Source organism: Cellulomonas edaphi (assembly GCF_030362815.1).
Classification (GTDB): Bacteria; Actinomycetota; Actinomycetes; order Actinomycetales; family Cellulomonadaceae; genus Cellulomonas; species Cellulomonas edaphi.
The window spans coordinates 1,117,409-1,137,422 of record NZ_JAUCGR010000001.1 but is presented as its reverse complement, the minus strand read 5'-3'; the positions used below and the strand labels follow the sequence as shown (position 1 = coordinate 1,137,422).

21 protein-coding genes are annotated in these 20,014 nt (G+C 73.2%); 8 read left to right on the top strand and 13 right to left on the bottom strand.

Annotated elements, in window-relative coordinates:
- Positions 1-18: 18 nt before the first annotated feature.
- Genes ilvA through QRT05_RS05305 form a run of 3 tightly spaced genes read right to left on the bottom strand, consistent with a single transcriptional unit; the run spans position 19 to position 3,703 of the window.
- Positions 19-1,221, bottom strand: coding sequence for a threonine ammonia-lyase (ilvA, locus tag QRT05_RS05315; protein WP_289445902.1), 1,203 nt, complete (start codon positions 1,219-1,221; stop codon positions 19-21).
- Positions 1,218-2,492 carry an AI-2E family transporter gene (locus QRT05_RS05310; protein ID WP_289445901.1) on the bottom strand — a complete coding sequence of 425 codons (1,275 nt, stop codon included), beginning with the start codon at positions 2,490-2,492 and terminating at the stop codon, positions 1,218-1,220. The genes ilvA and QRT05_RS05310 overlap by 4 nt, the downstream gene beginning before the upstream one ends.
- The gene (locus QRT05_RS05305) at positions 2,489-3,703 is read right to left on the bottom strand and encodes a cystathionine gamma-synthase (protein ID WP_289445900.1); all 1,215 of its coding nucleotides are present in this window, start codon (positions 3,701-3,703) and stop codon (positions 2,489-2,491) included. Before QRT05_RS05305 ends, QRT05_RS05310 begins: the two co-directional genes overlap by 4 nt.
- A gap of 103 nt (positions 3,704-3,806) precedes the next feature.
- Here QRT05_RS05305 and msrA point away from each other — a divergent pair, with 103 nt between their 5' ends.
- Entirely contained in the window at positions 3,807-4,475 is a 669-nt protein-coding gene (gene msrA, locus QRT05_RS05300) for a peptide-methionine (S)-S-oxide reductase MsrA (protein ID WP_289445899.1), read from the top strand.
- Between the two features lie 20 nt (positions 4,476-4,495).
- On the opposite strand, the gene QRT05_RS05295 is transcribed toward msrA, so the two are convergent.
- From QRT05_RS05295 to QRT05_RS05255, 9 genes are all read right to left on the bottom strand, one after another.
- Positions 4,496-5,425 carry a transglutaminase-like domain-containing protein gene (locus QRT05_RS05295; protein WP_289445898.1) on the bottom strand — a complete coding sequence of 310 codons (930 nt, stop codon included), beginning with the start codon at positions 5,423-5,425 and terminating at the stop codon, positions 4,496-4,498.
- 325 nt (positions 5,426-5,750) lie between these two features.
- Positions 5,751-6,035, bottom strand: coding sequence for a SelT/SelW/SelH family protein (locus QRT05_RS05290; protein WP_289445897.1), 285 nt, complete (start codon positions 6,033-6,035; stop codon positions 5,751-5,753).
- Positions 6,036-6,145: 110 nt separating this feature from the next.
- On the bottom strand, positions 6,146-7,129 hold the full coding sequence (locus tag QRT05_RS05285) for an HAD family hydrolase (protein ID WP_289445896.1): 984 nt from the start codon (positions 7,127-7,129) through the stop codon (positions 6,146-6,148).
- On the bottom strand, positions 7,126-9,642 hold the full coding sequence (locus QRT05_RS05280) for a phosphoribosyltransferase (RefSeq protein ID WP_289445895.1): 2,517 nt from the start codon (positions 9,640-9,642) through the stop codon (positions 7,126-7,128). Before QRT05_RS05280 ends, QRT05_RS05285 begins: the two co-directional genes overlap by 4 nt.
- Positions 9,639-10,790 carry an HpcH/HpaI aldolase/citrate lyase family protein gene (locus QRT05_RS05275; protein ID WP_289445894.1) on the bottom strand — a complete coding sequence of 384 codons (1,152 nt, stop codon included), beginning with the start codon at positions 10,788-10,790 and terminating at the stop codon, positions 9,639-9,641. Before QRT05_RS05275 ends, QRT05_RS05280 begins: the two co-directional genes overlap by 4 nt.
- Positions 10,791-10,894: 104 nt before the next feature.
- Positions 10,895-12,004: a hypothetical protein gene (locus QRT05_RS05270; protein WP_289445893.1), complete on the bottom strand. Its 1,110-nt coding sequence runs from the start codon at positions 12,002-12,004 to the stop codon at positions 10,895-10,897.
- Entirely contained in the window at positions 12,001-12,567 is a 567-nt protein-coding gene (locus QRT05_RS05265; protein ID WP_289445892.1) for a TerD family protein, read from the bottom strand. The genes QRT05_RS05270 and QRT05_RS05265 overlap by 4 nt, the downstream gene beginning before the upstream one ends.
- A gap of 47 nt (positions 12,568-12,614) precedes the next feature.
- Positions 12,615-13,109 (bottom strand): hypothetical protein, encoded by a 495-nt coding sequence (locus QRT05_RS05260; protein ID WP_289445891.1) that lies wholly within the window; start codon positions 13,107-13,109, stop codon positions 12,615-12,617.
- A gap of 25 nt (positions 13,110-13,134) precedes the next feature.
- The gene (locus tag QRT05_RS05255) at positions 13,135-14,361 is read right to left on the bottom strand and encodes a toxic anion resistance protein (protein ID WP_289445890.1); all 1,227 of its coding nucleotides are present in this window, start codon (positions 14,359-14,361) and stop codon (positions 13,135-13,137) included.
- 236 nt (positions 14,362-14,597) lie between these two features.
- On the opposite strand from QRT05_RS05255, the gene QRT05_RS05250 reads away from it, so the two are divergent.
- From QRT05_RS05250 to QRT05_RS05235, 4 genes are all read left to right on the top strand, one after another.
- The gene (locus QRT05_RS05250) at positions 14,598-15,173 is read left to right on the top strand and encodes a TerD family protein (protein ID WP_289445889.1); all 576 of its coding nucleotides are present in this window, start codon (positions 14,598-14,600) and stop codon (positions 15,171-15,173) included.
- 35 nt (positions 15,174-15,208) lie between these two features.
- The gene (locus QRT05_RS05245) at positions 15,209-15,787 is read left to right on the top strand and encodes a TerD family protein (RefSeq protein WP_289445888.1); all 579 of its coding nucleotides are present in this window, start codon (positions 15,209-15,211) and stop codon (positions 15,785-15,787) included.
- A 70-nt stretch (positions 15,788-15,857) separates the two neighbouring features.
- Complete coding sequence (locus QRT05_RS05240; protein WP_289445887.1) at positions 15,858-16,949, top strand: DUF475 domain-containing protein; 1,092 nt, start codon at positions 15,858-15,860, stop codon at positions 16,947-16,949.
- A 51-nt stretch (positions 16,950-17,000) separates the two neighbouring features.
- Positions 17,001-17,579: a TerD family protein gene (locus tag QRT05_RS05235; protein WP_289445886.1), complete on the top strand. Its 579-nt coding sequence runs from the start codon at positions 17,001-17,003 to the stop codon at positions 17,577-17,579.
- A gap of 66 nt (positions 17,580-17,645) precedes the next feature.
- On the opposite strand, the gene QRT05_RS05230 is transcribed toward QRT05_RS05235, so the two are convergent.
- Positions 17,646-18,053 (bottom strand): FKBP-type peptidyl-prolyl cis-trans isomerase, encoded by a 408-nt coding sequence (locus QRT05_RS05230; RefSeq protein WP_289445885.1) that lies wholly within the window; start codon positions 18,051-18,053, stop codon positions 17,646-17,648.
- A 115-nt stretch (positions 18,054-18,168) separates the two neighbouring features.
- Between QRT05_RS05230 and QRT05_RS05225 the strand changes: the two genes are divergently transcribed.
- The 3 genes from QRT05_RS05225 to QRT05_RS05215 are packed head-to-tail and all read left to right on the top strand — an operon-like array spanning position 18,169 to position 19,994.
- The gene (locus tag QRT05_RS05225) at positions 18,169-19,032 is read left to right on the top strand and encodes an alpha/beta fold hydrolase (protein ID WP_289445884.1); all 864 of its coding nucleotides are present in this window, start codon (positions 18,169-18,171) and stop codon (positions 19,030-19,032) included.
- Positions 19,033-19,057: 25 nt separating this feature from the next.
- On the top strand, positions 19,058-19,588 hold the full coding sequence (locus QRT05_RS05220) for a TetR-like C-terminal domain-containing protein (protein ID WP_289445883.1): 531 nt from the start codon (positions 19,058-19,060) through the stop codon (positions 19,586-19,588).
- 40 nt (positions 19,589-19,628) lie between these two features.
- Positions 19,629-19,994 (top strand): VOC family protein, encoded by a 366-nt coding sequence (locus tag QRT05_RS05215; RefSeq protein WP_289445882.1) that lies wholly within the window; start codon positions 19,629-19,631, stop codon positions 19,992-19,994.
- The last annotated feature ends 20 nt before the right edge of the window (positions 19,995-20,014 follow it).

The following is a 20,014-nucleotide window of genomic DNA, read 5'->3' as shown; positions in this document are numbered from 1 at the left end:
GGGGGCGCTGCCGAGCGATCAGTCCGTGAGCCGGTAGCCGCGCTCGCGCAGGTGGTGCATGACCTGCGCGCAGTGCTCGGGCCCTTTGGTCTCCACCTGCACCTCGATCGCGACCTCGTCGACCGCGAGCTCGCCCTGCGTGCGCACGTGCGACACGTGCATCACGTTGGCGCCGATGCTGGCGACGTCGCGCAGCAGGTCGGCCAGCGCGAAGGGCCGGTCGTCGATCCGCACGTGCAACCACAGGAACCGGCCGGCGGACGCCAGCCCGTGGCGCACCACGCGCAGCAGGACCTGCGGGTCGATGTTGCCCCCCGACAGGATGGCGACCACGGGACCGTCGAACTCGCCGGGGGACGCCATGAGCGCCGCCACCGCCGCGGCGCCCGCGGGCTCGACGAGCAGCTTGGCCCGTTCGGCGACGGTCAGCACCGCGCGCGAGAGGTCCTCCTCGGTGACGGTCCGGATCGCGGTGGCGGCCTCGTGCAGCACCGCGAAGGGCGCGGCACCGGGCCGGCCCACGGCGATGCCGTCCGCCATGGTGCGCATGTCGGCGGCCTTCACGGGCGCCCCGACCGTCATCGAGGGCGGGTACGCCGCCGCGCCCGCGGCCTGCACGCCGACGACGCGGACGTGCGGTGCGAGCTCGCGGACGGTGGTGACCACGCCGGCGGCGAGCCCGCCGCCACCGACGGGCACGACGATCGTGGCGACGTCGGGCACCTGTTCGAGGATCTCCAGCGCGATCGTGCCCTGCCCGGCGATCACGTCGTCGTGGTCGAACGGGTGGATGAGCACCGCCCCGGTGCGCTCGGAGTACTCGAGCGCGTGCTCCAGCGCATCGTCGACGCTGTGCCCCACGAGCGACACCCGCGCGCCGTATTCGCGGGTCGCGGCGATCTTGGGCAGGGCGGCCTCGACCGGCATGAAGACGGTGGCCTCGATGCCCAGCAGGCGCGCGGCGAGCGCGACCCCCTGCGCGTGGTTGCCCGCGCTCGCGGCCACCACGCCACGCGCGCGCTCGTCGGCCGAGAGCCTGGACATGCGCACGTACGCGCCGCGGATCTTGAACGAGCCCGCGCGCTGCAGGTTCTCGCACTTGAGCCACACCTGCGTGCCCGAGATCTCCGACAGCGCGCGGCTGCTCTCCACGGGCGTGTGCTCGATGACCCCGTCGAGAAGCTCGGCGGCGGCCCGGACGTCGGCGAGGCTGGCGGTCATCGCCCGTCGCCGGCATCAGCGACGGGCGAGGCGTCCTTGCCGACCGCGGGGCCGGCTCCGAGCTCCTCCTCCGAGGCGATGTCGGCCGCCTTGCTCTCGGCGAACTGGGCGATCGAGCGGTCGAGCATCGGGTGCCCGCGTCCTCGCACGGCGACGTGGTCGTCGTGCCCGAGCTGCGGGAACTTGTCGTGCCCGTGCAGGTAGAGCAGCACGGTGTTGACGACCGCGACGATCGGCACGGCGAACAGCGCACCCAGGATGCCGGCCACCAGCGAGCCCGCCGCCACGGCGAGCAGCACCGCGACGGGGTGCAGCGACACCGCGTGTCCCATGAGGAACGGCTGCAGCACATGGCCCTCGATCTGCTGCACCAGCAGCACGACGCCGAGCATGATCAGCGCGACCCACGGGCCCTGCGCGACGAGCGCGACCAGCACCGCGATCGTGCCCGTCGCCAGCGCGCCGACGATGGGGACGAACGACCCGAGGAACACCAGGATCGCCAGCGGCAGCGCGAGCGGGACCTGGAGGATCGCGGCCCCGATCCCGATGCCGATCGCATCCACCGCGGCGACGAGGATCTGCGTGCGCGTGTAGGCACCGAGCGTGACCAGCCCGCGGCGCGCCGCCTGGTGCACGTGCTCACGCGAGCCGCGCGGGAGCAGCCCCACCAGCCACGCCCAGATGGTGCGGCCGTCCAGCAGGAAGAAGAACGTGCAGAAGATGCAGATCAGGGTGCCTGCCGCCACGTGCCCGAGCGTCACCGCGCCGTGCAGCGCCCCCGTGAGGAAGCCGCTGCCGCCGCCGGAGCCGGCCAGGTCCTGGAGCTTGTCGGCCCACTTCGCGATGTCCTGGTCCGAGAGCTGCAGCGGACCGTCGGCCAGCCACGCGGTGACCTTGTCGACGCCCGCGCTCGCCTCGTCCCACAGGTCGCCGAAGCCGCGCACCATGGAGGCACCGGCCACCGTGAGCAGAGCGACCACCAGCACGATGAGGCCCACGAGCCCGACGGCGCTCGCCACGGCGCGCGACATGCGCAACCGGCGCTGGAAGAACCCCACGACCGGCGACAGCAGCACGGTGACGAGCACCGCGATCGCGATGGGCACGATGACCACCTTGAGCGCGCCGATCACCCAGACCGCCACGGCGACCGCCGCGCAGATGAGCAGCAAGCGCCACGCCCACGCCGCGGTGCGCTGCACCGAGAGCGGCACGGGCGGACCGCTGGGGGCCGAGGCCTTCGTCAGGTCGGGGGCTGGCTCACTCATGCGACGCTCCTCAGCGCTCGGGACAGATCGGCCACGAGGTCGTCGGCGTCCTCGATGCCCACGGACAGCCGGACCAGGTCGTCCGGGACCTCGAGCGCGGTGCCCACCACCGACCCGTGCGTCATGCGGTGCGGGTGCTCGATGAGGGACTCCACCCCGCCCAACGACTCCGCGAGCGTGAACACCCGGGTGGCCGCGCAGACGGCGCGGGCCGAGTCCTCGCTCCCCGTGCGGAACGCCACCATGCCACCGAAGGCCGACATCTGCCGGGCGGCCAGCTCGTGGCCCGGGTGCTCGTCGAGCCCCGGGTACAGGACTTCCGTCACCGCCTCGTGGTGCCGCAGGAGCTCCACCACCGCGGCGGCGTTCGCCACGTGCCGGTCCATCCGGACCGCGAGCGTGCGCAGGCCGCGCAGCGTGAGCCACGCGTCGAACGGCCCGGCCACGGCCCCGGAGGCGTTCTGGTGGAAGCGCACCGCGTCCAGGACGCTCGTGGTGCCCGTGGGGCCGACGAGGCCGACCGGCAGCTGGGCGCCGTCCGCGACCACCAGCGCGCCGCCCACCACGTCCGAGTGCCCGCCGATGTACTTGGTGGTGGAGTGCACCACGACGTCCGCGCCGAGGGCCAGGGGCCGCTGGAGGTATGGCGTCGCGAACGTGTTGTCGACCACGACGAGCGCTCCCGCGGACTGCGCGTGCACGGCGATCGCCGCGATGTCGGCGACGGTCAGGAGCGGGTTGCTGGGCGTCTCGATCCAGACCACCTTGGTGCGCCCGGGCTGGATGGCGTCGAGGACCGCGTCCGCGTTGCCCAGGTTCACCGCCGTGTGCTCGATCCCCCACGGCCCGAACACCTGGGCGACCATCCGGTAGGTGCCGCCGTAGGCGTCGTCGGGCACCACGAGGTGGTCGCCGGGGCGCAGGACCGCGCGCAGCAACGTGTCCTCCGCGGCCAGCCCGGACGCGAAGGCCGCGGCGCCCGCCCCACCCTCGGCGGACGCGAGCGCCTCCTCGAGCGCCGTCCGGGTCGGGTTCGCCGAGCGCGAGTACTCGTACCCGCCGCGCAGGTTGCCGATGCCGTCCTGCTTGTACGTGGACACCTGGTAGATGGGCGGCACCACGGCACCGGTGCTGGGGTCGGCCGCCTGACCTGCGTGGATGGCGCGCGTGGAGAAGCCGGCGTCCGACCAGTCGAGCTCGTCTTGGGTCACCGCCCAAGGTTAGGTCCTGATCGCTCGGAGCACCGGGAACACCGGAAGCACCGGCACGGTTGTGCTGGCCGGGCAGAACCAGCCCACGAAAGGACGCGAGACCATGAACTGGCTCTTCGGATCCGCACTCCGCTCGACGATGGTGGCCCCCGAGCGGGCCCTCGCCGGCCGCGACGACTACGCCTACACCGTTCCCTCGACGCACACCGTGCTCGGCACTCCGCTGGCGGGCCCCTGGCCCGTCGGCACCGCGACGCTCTACGTCGCGATGGGCTGTTTCTGGGGAGCCGAGCGCGCGATGTGGCAGACGCCCGGCGTCGTGACCACGGCCGTCGGCTACCAGGGCGGTTTCACGCCCTTCCCCACGTACGAGGAGGTGTGCACGGGCCTGACCGGGCACACCGAGGTGGTCATGGTCGCCTACGACCCGGCCGTCCTCTCGCACGAGGACCTGCTGCGCGCCTTCTGGGAGGCGCACGACCCCACGCAGGGCTACCGGCAGGGCAACGACGTCGGCACCCAGTACCGCTCGGCCGTCTACACGACGACCGACGAGCAGGCCGAGGCCGCCGCGAAGACGCTGGCCGAGTACCAGCCCCGGCTGACCCGTGCCGGGTTCGGCGAGATCACCACGGAGGTGCGCCCCGCGCAGGAGGCGGGCCGCTTCTACTACGCCGAGGCGTACCACCAGCAGTACCTCGACAAGAACCCGGCCGGGTACTGCGGCCTCGGCGGCACGGGCGTCTCCTGCCCGCGACCGACCGGGGTGTAGCCCTCAGCGCCCGTAGCCCCTCAGCGCCACCGGGTGGTGCGCGTGGACAGGTCCACGTCGCCCACCCGGTCGTGCGGCGTCAACGTGAGGACGGCGACGCGCGGGTTGAGCCGCGGGTCCTGGTCGTAACGCCGGGCCAGCTCGGCCTCGGCCTCCTCGTCGCCCGCGTCCGCCTGCACGAGCAGCACCGCGATCTCGTCGGCGAGCTCGTCGGCGACGTCCTCGTCGAGGACGGCGCCCTCGGGCAGCAGGTCCGGGGGCAGGCCGGCGGCACGCGCCCCGAACTCGTCCCACAGCAGCAGCTCGTCGCCGCGCCGGTGCGCGAGCTCGAGGAACACGTAGCCGCGCACGAACTCGTGGCCGCACAGGTGCGGCAGCGACCGGTCGACGCCGTAGACCGACAGGTCCAGGTTGTCGCCGCGGCCGGCGATCCACACCTCGGCGGCCGTCTCGAACGGCGCGCGGGGTCCCTGCGGCAGGTCCCTGGTGTCGAAGTCGAACCCGTCAGGCCCGAGCTCGGGGTCGAAGCGGACCCAGCGGCTGCCGTCCCAGTACTCCACGACGACGTGGTCGTGGTGGAACCCCGGCTCGAAGTACCCGGCGAAACCGACGCGGCTGCGAGCCGGGATGCCGTGCTCGCGCAGCACGCCGAGGCCGAACAGCGTGTGGTCGCGGCAGCAGCCGGCCACCTCCTCGCCCACCTCGCGCGGGGTGCCCGGGACGAGCGGAGCGCGCTCCTCGGCCGCGTCGAGGATGGCCTCGAGCCAGCGCAGGTCGATGTCGTCGCGCATCCGCTCCGTGACCCTCGCCGCCTGGCCCCGGTAGTGCACGACGATGGAGCACGCCGCCGCGTGGATCGCGTCCGGGGTGGGCTCGATGCCCGCGAGGACGGGCGCGTGCCTGCCCGGGTCCGAGAAGGCGGTGTGGGCGGCGAAGGCGTCGACATCCATGGCGTCATCTTGCCCCGATCCACCCACGAAGGGCAGGCCAGGCGGGCGGGCGACCGACGTACCCCCCGTCCGATCGCCCGCCCGCCACGCCGTCGGACCGGGCACCCCCGAGCCGTGGTCCGACGGCCTCCGAGGTAGCCCACGGGCGCCGTCCGGCGCGCGACCGGCCACCGGGCGTGCGCCCCGTGACCGGATCGTGATCAAACGTACCGATGGCGCGCTGACCTGGCACCGGGCTGTCCACCGCGTGCAGGACCGCGGTCCAGGAAGCAGCCCGGCGGGGCTCCCGGCAGGGCTCCTGTCAGGGGTCCTGTCAGGGCTCCCGTCAGGCGGAGGCGCCCTCGCTGTGACCCAGCGGCTTGTCGGGGGCGACCTTGTCGCGCACGGCCCGCTTCAGGGCCGTGATCTCCGGGAACCCGCCGTGCGTGCTGCGGTCCCACAGCGGCTCGCCGTCGACGTCCACCACGAACACGCCGCCGGTGGCGGGCCGCAGCGCCACCTCGGCGAGCTCACGGTGGAACGTGGTGAGCAGCTCCTGGGCGTACCAGGCCGCGCGGAGCAGCCAACGGCACTGCGTGCAGTACGTGATGGTGACCCTGTTCTCCCCCATGTCCCCCACACTCGCCCAGGCGCGCGCGTGCAGCAAGGACCGCGCCCGAAACGGGCGGCATGCGTGTCGGGCGCTCAGGACGTGTCGGGCACTCAGGACGTGTCGGGCACTCAGGACGAGGACAACACGTCCGCCAGCAGCCGCGCGACGATCTCCTCGCCCGCGAGCACCCCCGATGCGGAGGTGACCGCGACGTGCGGCGCCCGCCACTCCGTCTCGTGCAGCTCGCCGTGCGCGGGCCGCACGCCTCTGTCCGCGGCCTCGAGCAGCTCGCCGTCGAGGAGCGAGTCACCGGCGGCGAGCACATCGCCCGCCTCCGCACGTCGGGCGATCTCGGCCACGGCCGCCGACTTGGTCAGCGTCGCCGGCACGCAGTACACCTTGCGCCCCTGCACCGAGACGGTCCACCCACGCGCCTCGCACCACGCGCTGAGGTCGTCGACGTATCCGGACGGGACCATGCCCCGCTCGACGACGAGGTAGGTGAACATGTCGTCGGCCACGCGCAGCTTGCGCACCCAGGGCTCGTGGGCCACGCGCGCCAGGTGGGCATGGACCTCCGCGAGGGGGGCGGCCTGGGCCAGCTCTTCGGCGACGCGCTGGGCCCACCGCGGGCACGGCTTGCCGTCGACCAGCAGCTGTCCGCCGTTGGTCGTCACCGCGTACGGGTAGGGCCGCCCCGGGATGCGGATGCGCGCGTACTGGCTGCGCGTGCGGGTGGTCGTCGGGACCAGCGTGGCCACCCGGGCGAGCACCGCCAGCAGGTCCTGGGCGGCGCGCGTCTGGAACGACAACGGCTCGCCGTGGAACACCTCGGCCACCACCAGGTCCGGCGCATGCCGGTCCTCGCCGACCAGGCCGAGCGCGGCCGCGGAGTACACGAGAGTCCTGTCAAGGTCGCACGCGACGAGCGGCCGGGCGGTCGCGCGCGCCGCGCCGGGCCGGGCGAAGGACGCGACGCGTCCGACGAGGTGCTCCGGCACACCGGCCGCGAGGGCGGCCGCGGCCACGTGCGCCTCGGCCTCGGCCACGGCCCGGGGGCCCTCACCGCTCGCGGCGGGGACGGGCAGGTCGGGTCTCCCGGGGACGGTCATGCGGTCACCGTACGCACCGCGGTGCCGGCCGCGCCCGTGGCGCCCGCGGTGTAAGCAGGGTGGATGAGGCCCATGCACGAGTACGGCAGATCGGGCACGGCCTCGACGGGGACCCCGCGCTCCGCGGCGAGGTGCCGGATGTGCACCAGGTCCGCGGGCGCCGCGTCGGACGCGACGAGCACCTTCCACGGCACGCGGCGCAGCAGCACACGCGTGGTCTCGCCGACCCCGGGCTTGACCAGGTTGACGTCGCCGATGCCCTGCTCGCGCGAGACCCTCTCGACGGCGGCCCAGCCGCGCCAGTCGGGCGCCTCGTCGGGCGCGGCGGGCGTCGCGTCGACCGCCTCCTGCACCGCGGGGAACCGGTCGGACACCGCGTCGAGGAACCGGTTGGAGACGTCCGCCGACGCCAGCTCCGCGTAGAACTTGGCGCCGTGGAACTGGTCGTCGCGCAGGATCGCCCGGTTCAGGACGGTCCGCGACACCAGGCCGGACACCGTCGAGTTCAGGCACGCCGACGGGATGAGGAAGTCGTCGCGCGTGCCGTACAGGTCGACGCAGTGCCCGGGATCGGCCAGCACCGCGAGCTCGGGCGGGAAGTCGACCCCCGTCGCGGCCCGGTGCTCGACCAGCGCCGCGGCGAGCTCGCGCGCGATGGCCCCCTTGCCGGTCCAGCCGTCGACGAACAGCACGGATTCCGGCGCGTGCCGGGCGGCGACGTGTCGCAGGGCCAGGTGGTCCACACCACGCCCGCGCACGATCGACACCGCGTAGTGCGCCAGGTCGAGCCCGTGCCGTTGCTGCGCCCAGCGGCGCATGAGGATGCCCACGGGCGTGCCCGCGCGGGCCAGCGACACGAGCGTCAGGTCCGTGCCGCGTGCCGCGAGCGCACGCTCGGTGACCACACCGACCGCGAGCGCGACACGCTCGGCGGCATCGGCGAGCGCCGCCTCGAAGAGCGCGGCGTACGCGGCCGACGGCTGGTACTCGACCGGCAGAGACTCGGCGTAGTGCGCGCCGCCCGACTGGATGGCCTCCTCGCGCTCCTCCACGGGCGCCTCGAGCGCGACGTCCGACAGGTCGGTGAGCAGCCAGGCGACCTCGTCGGGTGCGTAGGAGCCGAATGCAGGGCCACGCAGCACGGCGGGCACCGAGCGCGCGCGGGCCACGCGCGCGGCCGCGTCAGGGAGGCTCGCGACGACGACCAGCGGTGCGGCGGTCCCCAGGGCGGCGACGAGCCCGTCCGCGGCCGCCGTGTCCGCGCGCTCGTCGAGCACCACGACCACGGCGTCGAACCCGCCACCCAGCACGTTGTAGGCGTACCGCGGCCCCGGCCCGTCGTCGGGCTCGTCGTGCGCGTCGAAGCGCAGCGCCGTGCGGATGGCGTACCCCTCGTCGTCGACCGGCAGGACCGGGGAGCGCGTCGTGGACGAGAACCGGACCGTGCGGGCACCCGCGAGTGCCGCGGCGAGCCGCTGCGGGACGTCGAGCAGCTCCTCGGTGCCCAGGACCAGCACGCGGCGGGCGTCGCCGAGCGGCCCGGCGAGCGCGGACGCGGCGCGCTCCACGGCCGCCGCGCGCCGGTCGTCGTCCGCGGGGTCCCAGCCGTGCCGCGCCGACTCCGGCAGGCCGGCGGGCCAGGGCAGGGCGACCCGGTGGACCGCCGCGACCGAGGTGGTGGCAGCCGGCGCCGGGGCGTCGCCGAGCTCGGCGACGAGCGCGGCCGCCCGCTCGGCCAGGTCGTCGGGCAGCAGCACGGTGCCCGCTGCCAGCGCGAGCACGTCGATGCGCGTACCCAGCTCCCGGGCGACCTGCGCCATGCGCGCCCGGTCCTCCGTCGAGCGCAGGTCCACCAGCGCGGCGATCACGTACCGCGACCGGGCGTGGCGGGCGTGCAGGGTCGCGATCGTGTTGAGCGCGGTGCGGCCCGTGCTCAGCTCGTCGTCGACCAGCACCAGCATGTCCTCACTCGACAGCAGCTGCGGGTCGGCCGGCAGTAGCAGGTGGCTGGTGGCGTGCGAGTGCTCCTCCTCGAACCCGCCGACGGCCGTGATGCCGGGCACCGAGCGCCGCGTCGAGTGGAGCACGGGCGCGCCGAGCGCCTCGGCGACCTGCTGCCCCAGCGCCGTGGCCGTCTCGGCATACCCGAGCACCACGGCCGGGACCGGCTCGGCCGCCACGACCCCGTCCAGCCCCAGCCCGACCGGGTCGCCGCCTTCGGCCCCTGGATCCGCGAGCGCCGCCCGCAGGGCCGCGGCCCGCGCCTCGGGGTGCGGGCCGCCGGTCAGCTCGGCGCGTACCAGGTCGCCCAGCAGCAGGCCGGCGCCGCGTACCACGCGCGGATCGGTGGGGACGTGCTTGCCGAGCACGCGCGAGACCAGCAGGTGGGCACGCCGCGGGTTGCGCCGCACGGCGAGACCCACGAGGTCGGCGAGGTCGAGCCCGACCGGGGAGGCCGTGGTGCGCAGCCCGACACCGAGCCGCTGCGAGACCCAGCGCGCGGGGTCCGTCACCAGTCGTCCCCTGCGCCCAGCAGGTCGACGAAGCCGACGTCCGGCTCCGCCACACCGAACACCGCGGCCCTCGTCAGCACGCGCTCCGCCCAGGCGCGGTGCGGGCGGGACTCGTTCATCTTGTTCCGGTAGGCCGACGCCGCCGCACCCGCGTCGCGCCCGAGCACGTCGCTCGCGTCGACGTACTCCTCGTGCGTCACCACCGACAGCGCGTGCACCACCGGGACGTGGCTCGGGTGGATCACGGTCTTGCCCGTCAGCCCGTTCGCCGCGTCCAGCACGACCTCGCGGATCAGCCCGTCCAGGTCCTGCGTGATCAGCGAGGCGCGCAGGTCCTCGGCGTCGCTGGCCTGGAACGGCGCCTGCCGCAGGCGCGGCTTGAACAGGCGCTCGTTGCCGCCGTAGTACTCCCACACGGGGCCCGTGACGACGAAGCCCGACCCGTCGGCCCGTCCGAGGATGTTGACGACGTCGGTGAGGACCTCCGCGACGAGCCGCACGTCGTAGATCGACAGGTCTCGCCCGCGTCGGATCCCGTAGACGCCGCTCAGGTCGGTCGCGCCGGTGCGGACCGCGAGGACCGAGGCACGGTGCTTGTCCAGCAGCGCGCGGACCGCGAGCAGCTGGTCACCGCGCGTCTCGCGGTGGATCATCTCGGGCGACTCGATCACCGGCATGGCCCACAGGTGCAGGCCGTGGGTCGCCGCCGTGTCGTCGAGCGCGTCCAGGAACGCGGCCCCCGTGGACTCCGAGAACTTGGGCAGCACGAACCCGCTCAGCACGTGGGCGTGCTCCCCCAGGCCGTCGACGACCTGCGGGATCTGGTCGGGCGTGCGCACACGGACGAACGTGAGCGGACCCCCGCCCGCCTGGGCGAGCTCACGCAGCTGCGCGATGGCGTTGGCCTGCGCGGCGGGCAGCTCGTCGTCCGCGATCGAGTCCTCGAGGCACACGACCGAGCTCGCGACACCCTGCGACGCCCGGCGGGCGAGGTCGTGCGCGAGCCGGGGGCGGGTGGCCGGCATGTAGAGCGTCGCGCCGAGCGCCACCGCGAGGGTCTCCCGCGGCGACTCGCGCGAGAAGGGCTCCGGCGCACGCCAGAACAGCCGGCGACGGGCGTCGTCGGTGAGGTGGTCGAAATGGCGCATCGCGTCCTGCCTCTCGCGGGTCCCCTGAAGGCGCGTACCGGAGCGTAACCCGCGCGTACGACGGATGGACCGGCCGGCTGCGCGCCCTGGGGAGAACGCCCGGATCAGCCCAGCGGGGTCCAGGCGTCGACCCAGGTCAACCCGTCGAACCCGAAGGCGAGCGCCGCCTCGCGCAGCGCGCCGGGAACGAGCTGACGCTCGGCGCGCAGCACCAGCTGGCCGCCGACGTTGAGGATCGACAGCGCCACCAGCGATCCGGCACCTGGTTCGCGCTCCAGCGGGACGTCCACGCGCGCCCCGCCGATGGTCTCGACCCGCAGCGCGCCGCCCCACGCGAGCGACGACGACGTGGGCGAGAACCCCGCGATCACGAGCCGCTGCAGGCGCGAGACCTGCCGCAGGTCGACCAGGAAGCCGCGGTCGACGGCCTGGACCACCGGGCGCCGACTGCCCGCCGGAGCCGTCGTCATGCCGCGGTTGTGGTCCAGCAGCACGGTCTCGCCCGTGGAGAGGTGGCAGAACGCGGCGGGTCGCAGGTCCCCGACACCGCTCCCGACGGCCATCGTGAGGCGCAGCACGCCCACGCCCGACTGCACGCGCGTGAGCGCCACGGTGGGGCGATCCCGGTTGAGCAGGGTCGGCCGGCCGACCACCACCCGCTCGGGCTCGTAGCCGAGCACCGGGTCACCCTGCGCGGCCGAGGGTTGCCTGCGGACGGGGACCAGCGCGCGGGCGCTCGGCGTCGCGGCGGCGCCGGTCGACGGGCCGAGATCCAGTGACGAGGCGGCCGGGGGCGTCGACAGGTCCGACGACGATTCCGCCGGGGCCGGCGTCGAGAGGTCGAGCGAGGACGACGCCGGGGCCGGGGCCTGCGTCGAGAGGTCGAGCGACGACGACGCCGCGGACGACAGATCCAGCGACGACGAGGTCAGGCCCGGCGACGACAGGTCCAGCGACGACGACACCGCCACCGAAGCCTCCGCGGCGTCTGGCGCGGGCGCGGGCACCGGGGCCGACGGCCGCGTCAGGTCGAGCGAGGACGCACCGGCCGACGGCGCGGCGGGCGTGACGCGGCCCGTACCGAGGGGCGGGCGGCCCGGGTGCTGCAGGTTCACCCGCGGTGCCGGCGAGGCGGGCACGCGGCGCAGCGGCCGGTGCCGCAGCCACGGGAGGTCGGTGCGTGCCGGGGCGCGCCGAGGGTCGGGCAGGGTCACAGCCCGACCCCGTGGTCGGCGGCGATCCCCACCACCCCGTTGGGGTAGCCCTGCCCGACGACCTTGAACTTCCACCCGCCCTCGTGCCGGTACAGCTCCCCCAGCACGAGGCCCGTCTCGCCCGTCAGGGCGGGCGCCAGGTTCTCGGAGCGCACCAGCTCGGCGCCGTCGGCCAGGTTGAGCACCCGGATCTGCGCGACCCGCAGCTGGCCCAGTGTGCGCCGGTGGCCCATGCCCTCGTTGAGGTAGGCCACGACCACGATGCGGTGCACGTCGGCCGGCACGCCGTCGAGGTCGACCTCGACCTGCTCGACGTCGCCGCCCGCGGCGGCCGCCAGCTGCGTCACCGACAGGTCGGGCTCGGCGAGCTGGTTGAAGAACACCATGTGCTCGTCGGACAGCACCTTGTGGTCGTCGTCGCACAGGAGCGTCGCGACCACCAGGTTGTCATTGAGCACGGGCTCGGACGACGACAGCGCCACACCGAGCACCACCCCGCGCAGGTGGGGGATCTCGCGGGTCAGGGCGGCGTTCGATCCGCGCTTCATGGGTGCTGCGGGCATTCAGGAGTCCATCGGGTCGTGGTGAGCGGGAGCGGACGGCGTGCGGGTCACAGGTCGAGGTCGGAGCGGTTGAACTTGGTCTGCAGGAACCGGCCCTGGGTCATCAGGGCATCGGCATCCTGCTCGCGCGTGGCCACCAGGGTGGCCTGCACCGACGTCTGGAGCGAGTCGATCTGCATCATCAGCGACTCCGTGGGGCTGTGCCCGCCGGCGCGCGGGACGTCCCTGACCTCGGGGTCGAGCGCGAGGTAGCCCTTCAGGGTCGTCGGCAGGTAGTCGCCCACCACGCCCCGCACGCTGATGACCGCGTACACGTCGAGCGGGCGCACCTGCGCGCTGTCGACCACCTCGGTGAGGGTGTCGGTCAGCGCGCGCGCGTTCGCCAGCGCCGCGGGCGGCAGCGCCCCGGCGCGCGCGTTGACGAACCGCACCAGCTCGTCGACCGCGGCCTGCAGCGCCTCCGGGCTGTCCTCGTCGGGCTCGGGTGCCTGGTCCCGCTCGTCGGGCTCGTCGTCACCGCGCAGGCGCGCCAGCCAGCTCACGTCGCTCCCTCGTCACTGCGCCCAGTCAGGAGGCGTTCCCCTCGCGGGCCCGCGTGCGCTCCAGGTACGGCTGCGCCCGCTCGATCTGCCCCTCCAGCGCCGTGACCGTCTGCGCCATGGAGTCGACCGCCTGCGCGCGGAAGGTGTCGAGCGCATCCATCGTCGCGAAGACGTTGTCGAACGCCGCCTGCAGCTTGGCGACGTCGATCGTCGCCTCGGAGGCCTGCTGGTTGATGGCGGCGCCCTGCTGGCGCAGCTGCACGGACGTCGACTCGATGAGGTTGGACGTCACCGTGTTGAGCGCGGTGATCTGGTCGAGCACCAGCTTCTGGCGCGAGAGCGCCTGGGACACGATGACGGCCGTCCGCAGCGCGGCGATCGTGGTCGTCTGCGCGCGGTCGACGCCCTTGATCAGCTCGAGGTTGTTGCGGCGGACGAGGTCGAGGGCCATGTACCCCTGCACGCTCACGGCCATCTGCGTCATGAAGTCCTGCCGGCGCTGGCGCACCGGGAACAGGGCGTCGGACCGCAGGGCGTCCGCGTCCTCCTGCCGGCCGGCCGCCTCGAGCTGGGCGATCTTCTCCTCGATCTCCGTGTCGAGCGCGGCGGCCAGCGTGTTGTACTCCGCGATCTTGCCCATCGAGGTCCAGAGGTTGGTCTTCTCCGTCTCGATGGCCGCGTTGTCCTTGCGCAGCTCGTCCTGGCCGGAGGCGAGGGCCTTGATGATCGCGTCGATGTGCGACTGCGCGGACTGGTACCGCGCGAAGTACGCGTCGACCTTGTTACCGCCCGGGATCCACTTGAGGACCTTCTTGACGCCCGTGAGGTCGGCGCGGTTGGGGTCGAGGTCGGTCACGGTCGTGCGCAGGTCCACCAGCGTGTTGGCCACCCGCGTCTGCGCGTCACCGTCCTTGCCCTTCGAGCCCTTGGCGATCGACGCGGGCCGGTCGAGCATGCGGCTCGAGACGGAGGCCGAGGCGCGCATCTCCTGCTCGCCCATCGAGGTGATCGAGGCGACCTTCTGGCTGAACTCGGGCGACTTGGTGTCGATGGTCGTCAGCTCCGTGACGAACGCCGTCGCCTTGGCCTTGAGCTCCAGCTCCTTGCCCGGCGCGAGCGGGACCGCGGACTCGGCCTGCTTCTCCTCGACCACCACGACCGGGGCGGGGGGCGTCAGCACCAGCCCGCCGGCGGGCGCGGGAGCGGCCGCGGGAGTGGCGGTCGGCGTGGCACCGAGGTCGAGCTCGGACATCTGAGGCCTCCTGGAACGGGGGTGTGACGCGGCAGCGCGTCGGGGTCCACCGTCGATGCTAGAGCCACGCGCGCTCGCCGGGGCGCGAAGCCTCCAACTCGGTGCACGCTCTGAGCGAAGTCGGCGCACGAAGTCGGCCGGGGATGAATACGGTGGGGTCAGCACCACGCGCGTGCCCGACCGGCCGCGCCCCGATGACGGGGGACGAGCCCCTGTCGCAGAGTCCAGGAGGACACATGAGCGTCAGCCTCTCCAAGGGTGGGAACGTCAGCCTCACCAAGGCGGCCCCCGGCCTGACTTCCGTCGTCGTCGGCCTCGGATGGGACCTGCGCACCACGACGGGCGCCGACTTCGACCTCGACGCCTCGGCGCTGCTGCTCGACGCGGGCGGCAAGGTGCCCACCGACCAGCACTTCGTGTTCTTCAACAACCTCAAGAGCCCCGAGGGCTCGGTCGAGCACCTGGGCGACAACCTCACGGGCGAGGGCGAGGGCGACGACGAGCAGGTCAAGGTGGATCTGACCGCGGTCCCGGCCGACGTCGACAAGGTGGTCTTCCCCGTCTCGATCTACGACGCCGACGCGCGTGGGCAGAGCTTCGGCCAGGTGCGCAACGCGTTCATCCGCGTGGTCAACGGCGACGGCAGCGGCGAGATCGCCCGCTACGACCTGTCGGAGGACGCGTCGACCGAGACCGCCATGGTGTTCGGCGAGCTGTACCGCAACGGCGGCGAGTGGAAGTTCCGTGCCGTGGGGCAGGGGTACGCGTCCGGTCTGGCGGGCATCGCCCGCGACTTCGGCGTCACCCTCTGATCCGCCGACCCACGCATCGCACGGAAGGACACATCGTGAGCATCACGCTGGCCAAGGGCGGCAACGTCTCGCTGAGCAAGGAGGCGCCCAACCTCACGGCCGTGCTGGTCGGGCTGGGCTGGGACGCCCGCACGACGAGCGGGCAGGACTTCGACCTCGACGCGAGCGCGCTGCTGCTGGGTGCGAGCGGCAAGGTGCTGTCGGACGCCCACTTCGTCTTCTACAACAACCTCGCGTCTCCCGACGGGACCGTCGAGCACACGGGCGACAACCGGACCGGTGAGGGCGAGGGCGACGACGAGTCGGTCAAGCTGAACCTGGCCGGCATGGCGGCGGACGTCGACCGGATCGTGTTCCCCGTGTCCATCCACGACGCCGACGCTCGCCACCAGAGCTTCGGCCAGGTGCGCAACGCGTTCATCCGCATCGTCAACCAGGCCGACGGCCAGGAGATCGCGCGCTACGACCTCACGGAGGACGCCTCTACCGAGACCGCCATGATCTTCGGCGAGGTGTACCGGTACGGCGCGGAGTGGAAGTTCCGCGCGGTCGGCCAGGGCTACGACACCGGCCTGCTCGGCATCGTGCGGGACTTCGGCGTCAACGTGGGCTGAGGCGGCTTCCGCCTAGAATCCGCAGGTCGCCGTCCTGGCGCCGCACCCATCCACACGGAACGAGACTCGGTTGCTTCGCATCTTCGGCTGGTCGATCGTCGTGACGATCGCCTCGCTCATCGTCGCCTTCGTCTACGGCGGCTGGGAGGCCTTCGCCCTCTGCCTGATCCTCGGCGTGCTCGAGGTCTCGCTGTCGTTCGACAACGCGGTGGTCAACGCCACCGTGCTGCAGCGGATGAGCAACTTCTGGCAGCAGATCTTCCTCACCATCGGCGTCATCATCGCCGTGTTCGGCATGCGCCTGGTGTTCCCGCTGCTGATCGTCGGCATCACGGCCGACCTCGGACCGGTCGAGGCGCTCAACCTCGCGATGGAGAAGGGCGACCCGGAGACGCCCGGCACCTACGGGTACCTGCTCAACCAGGCGCACCCGCAGATCGCGGCGTTCGGCGGGATGTTCCTGCTCATGCTGTTCCTCAACTACATCTTCGAGGAGCGGGAGATCACCTGGCTGACCTGGCTCGAGCGCCCGCTGGCCAAGATCGGCAAGCTCGACCAGCTGTCCGTGGTCATCTCCGGCGTCGCGCTCGTGCTCGCCGCCGAGCTGCTCGCCGACGACCCGGCCGTCGTCATGGTCGCCGGGGTGCTCGGCATGATCACCTACATTGCGGTCAACGGCCTGGGGACCCTGTTCGAGGGTGCGGGCGCCGACGAGCAGGACGCGAGCACCGAGGTCGGCACGGCGACGAGCGGTCCGAGCGAGGCGGCCAAGGCGACCGGCAAGGCCGCGTTCTTCCTCTTTCTCTACCTCGAGGTGCTCGACGCGTCGTTCTCGTTCGACGGCGTGGTCGGCGCGTTCGCCATCACCGCCGACCCGATCATCATCGCCCTCGGCCTGGGCTTCATCGGCGCGATGTTCGTCCGCTCGATCACGGTCTTCCTGGTGCGCAAGGGCACGCTGCAGGAGTACGTCTACCTGGAGCACGGTGCGCACTGGGCCATCGGCGCGCTCGCCGTGATCCTGCTGGTCAGCATCGGGGTGCACGTCGACGAGGTCATCACCGGCCTCGTGGGCGTCGCGTTCATCGGCGCGGCGTTCCTGTCGTCCCTCGCGCGCAACCGTCGGCACGCCGACGAGGACCACCTCATCCACGTCGGCTGACGCCGGCACCCTGCGCACCGACAGACGCGCACCGACGAAAGGGCACCACGCATGTCGATCAGCCTGAGCAAGGGTCAGTCCGTCTCGCTGCAGAAGTCCGACGGCGGCGGCCTCAGCCGCGTCCGCATGGGGCTGGGCTGGGACGCGCAGAAGGTCAAGGGCCTGTTCGGCAAGGTCAAGGAGAAGTCGGTCGACCTCGACGCCTCGGCGCTGCTGTTCGACGCGTCGGGCCAGCTCGTCGACCAGGTGTGGTTCAGCCAGCTGCGCAGCAAGGACGGCGCGCTCCAGCACCTCGGCGACAACCTCACGGGCCGCGGCGACGGCGACGACGAGTCGATCGTCGTGGACCTGGGTGCGGTGAACCCCGCCGTCACGCAGCTGGTGTTCGTCGTCAACAGCTACTCGGGCCAGTCGTTCAGCGCGATCGAGAACGCCTTCTGCCGGCTCATCGACTCGAGCAACGAGCAGGAGGTGGCGCGCTACGACCTGTCGGGCTCGGGGGCGCACACCGCGCAGATCATGGCGAAGGTCTCGCGCAGCGGCTCCGGGTGGAGCATGACGGCGCTCGGCGTGAAGACCAACGGCCGGACCATCAAGGACATGCTCCCCGCGGTCTCGCAGGTCCTGTAGTCCTCCGGACGACCAGAGGCGCGGCCCCCGTCACCGGGGACCGCGCCTCTGCTGCCTCAGGTGTCGTCAGGCGCTGGTTCCCACGATGTCCACGACGAAGACGAGCGTGTCGCCGCCACGGATGCCGGCCTGCGGCACGCCGCGGTCGCCGTAGCCCAGGTGCGAGGGGATGGACAGCAGGACGCGCGAGCCGACCTGCTGGCCCACGAGGCCCTCGTCCCAGCCGGCGATGACAGCGCCGACGCCGATGGGGAAGCTGATGGACTCGCCGCGGTCGTACGAGTTGTCGAACACCCCGCCGTTCCAGGACTGGCCCAGGTAGTGCACCTCGATGTTGTCGCCGGCCTCGACCAGGTCGCCGTCGCCGCGGGACAGCACCACGACCTCGAGCTCGCCGGACGGCGCGTCGGCGGGGAACGCCAGCGTGGGCTTCTGGCCGTAGGAACCCGAGATCTCGGGCAGGGCAGCGGACATGCGGACGTCTCCTCGGTTCGACTCGTGGCACCGGTGCGGTGCGGCACCCATCGTGCCTCACCCGACCGACAGGCGCGCTCTTGCCATCTGTGGCTAATGGCATTAGCTTTGCGCCATGACCACACCCCATCGCCTCCCGCGCCCCGAGGGCCGCGTCGCGTACACCGTCGACGGACCGGACTCGGCCCCCCTCGTCCTCCTCGTCCCCGGCATGGGCGACCTGCGCTCCACCTGGCGCGACCTGACACCCGCGCTGCTCGACGCCGGATACCGCGTCGCCGTCACCGACCTGCGCGGCCACGGCGACAGCGACACCACGTTCCGCACGCACGGCGACGAGGCGACCGCATCCGACGTCGTCGCGCTGCTCGAGCACCTCGGCGGACCGGCCGTCCTGGTCGGCCACTCGATGGGCGCGGGGGCGGTGACGCTGGTCGCCGCCGAACGCCCCGACCTCGTGGCCGGCCTGGTGCTCAGCGGGCCGTTCCTGCGTGACCCGGAGCTCAGCCGCACCAGCCGCGCCATCATCCGTGCGTCGTACCCGGTCCTGTTCGCCCGACCGTGGGGCGCGCGGGTGTGGGCCGGCTACTACCGCAAGACGCTCAACCGCGGACGCACCTCCCCCTGGCTCGACGAGCACGTCGCCGACCTGCGGGAACGCCTGGCGGACCCCGCCCACCTGCGCCAGTTCCGGATGCTGTGCCGGCAGCTCACGCACGCGCCCGTCGCGGCCCGGGTCGGCGATGTCCGCGCACCCGCCCTCGCGTTCGTCGGCACGGTCGACCCCGACTTCCACGACCCCGTCGCAGAGGGCGCCTGGATCGGCGAGGCCATCGGGGCCGAGGTCGTCATGGTGCCGGACGCCGCGCACTACCCGCACCACCAGGCCGCGGACGTCGTCGTCCCGCGCACGCTGCACTTCCTCGCAGCGACGCCGCGCGACGCGGCGGGCTCGTGGCTCCCGGGCGACCGTGCCTAGGGCGGGCCTGGACCGCGCTGCCGTCGTGCGCCTCGGTCTCGAGGTCGTCGACGCCGACGGGTGGCCCGGCCTGACGCTCGCCGCCGTCGCCGGCCGCGCGGGGGTCGCCGTGCCGAGCCTGTACAAGCACGTGGCTGGGCTGCCGGGGCTCCGTCTCGACGTCGCGCGCGCCTGCGTCGAGCAGCTCACCGCGGCCCTCGTCGCGGGGCGCGGCGAGGCGACCGGCGCGCGCGCACTGCGCGCCATGGCCGGCGCGACCCGCGGCTTCGCCCTGGCCCACCCGGGTCGGTACCTGGCCACGCAGGGCGGCTGGGCCCGCGACCCCGAGGCGGACGAGGTACGCCGCGCGGGTGCGGCGACCGTCCAGCTGCTGCTCGAGGCGGTGAGCCAGATGCGGGTCCCCGTCGACCGGCGCATCGACGCGGTCCGCTCGGTGCGCGCGGCGGTGCACGGCTTCGCCGTGCTGGAGCTCGACGGCGGGTTCGGGATGCCGGAGGACGTCGAGGCCAGCTTCGCCTACCTGGTGGACCATCTCGTGGCAGGTCTCGAGCGATAGACCCTGCCCCGGCGCCTCGCCCACTGGCAGGATCGGCGGCATGGAACGCGTGCTCGGCATCGGCGGCTACTTCGTCCGCACCCCGGACCCGACCGCGCTGGCGACCTGGTACCGCGAGTGCCTGGGCCTCGACCTCGACGAGCACGGGCTGTGGCACCAGGAGGCCGGGCCCACCGTCTTCGCGACGTTCGCGGCCGACTCCGACTACTTCGGTTCCCGCTCGCAGCAGACGATGCTCAACTTCCGGGTCCGGGACCTCGACGCGATGCTCGCGCAGCTGCGCGAGCGGGGCGCCGAGGTCGCCGACGAGGTCCAGGACATGGACGGCGTGGGCCGCTTCGGGTGGGTCACCGACCCCGCCGGCAACCGCATCGAGCTCTGGCAGGACGCCTCGTCCGACAGCTGACCGCCGCCGGACGGCGGGCT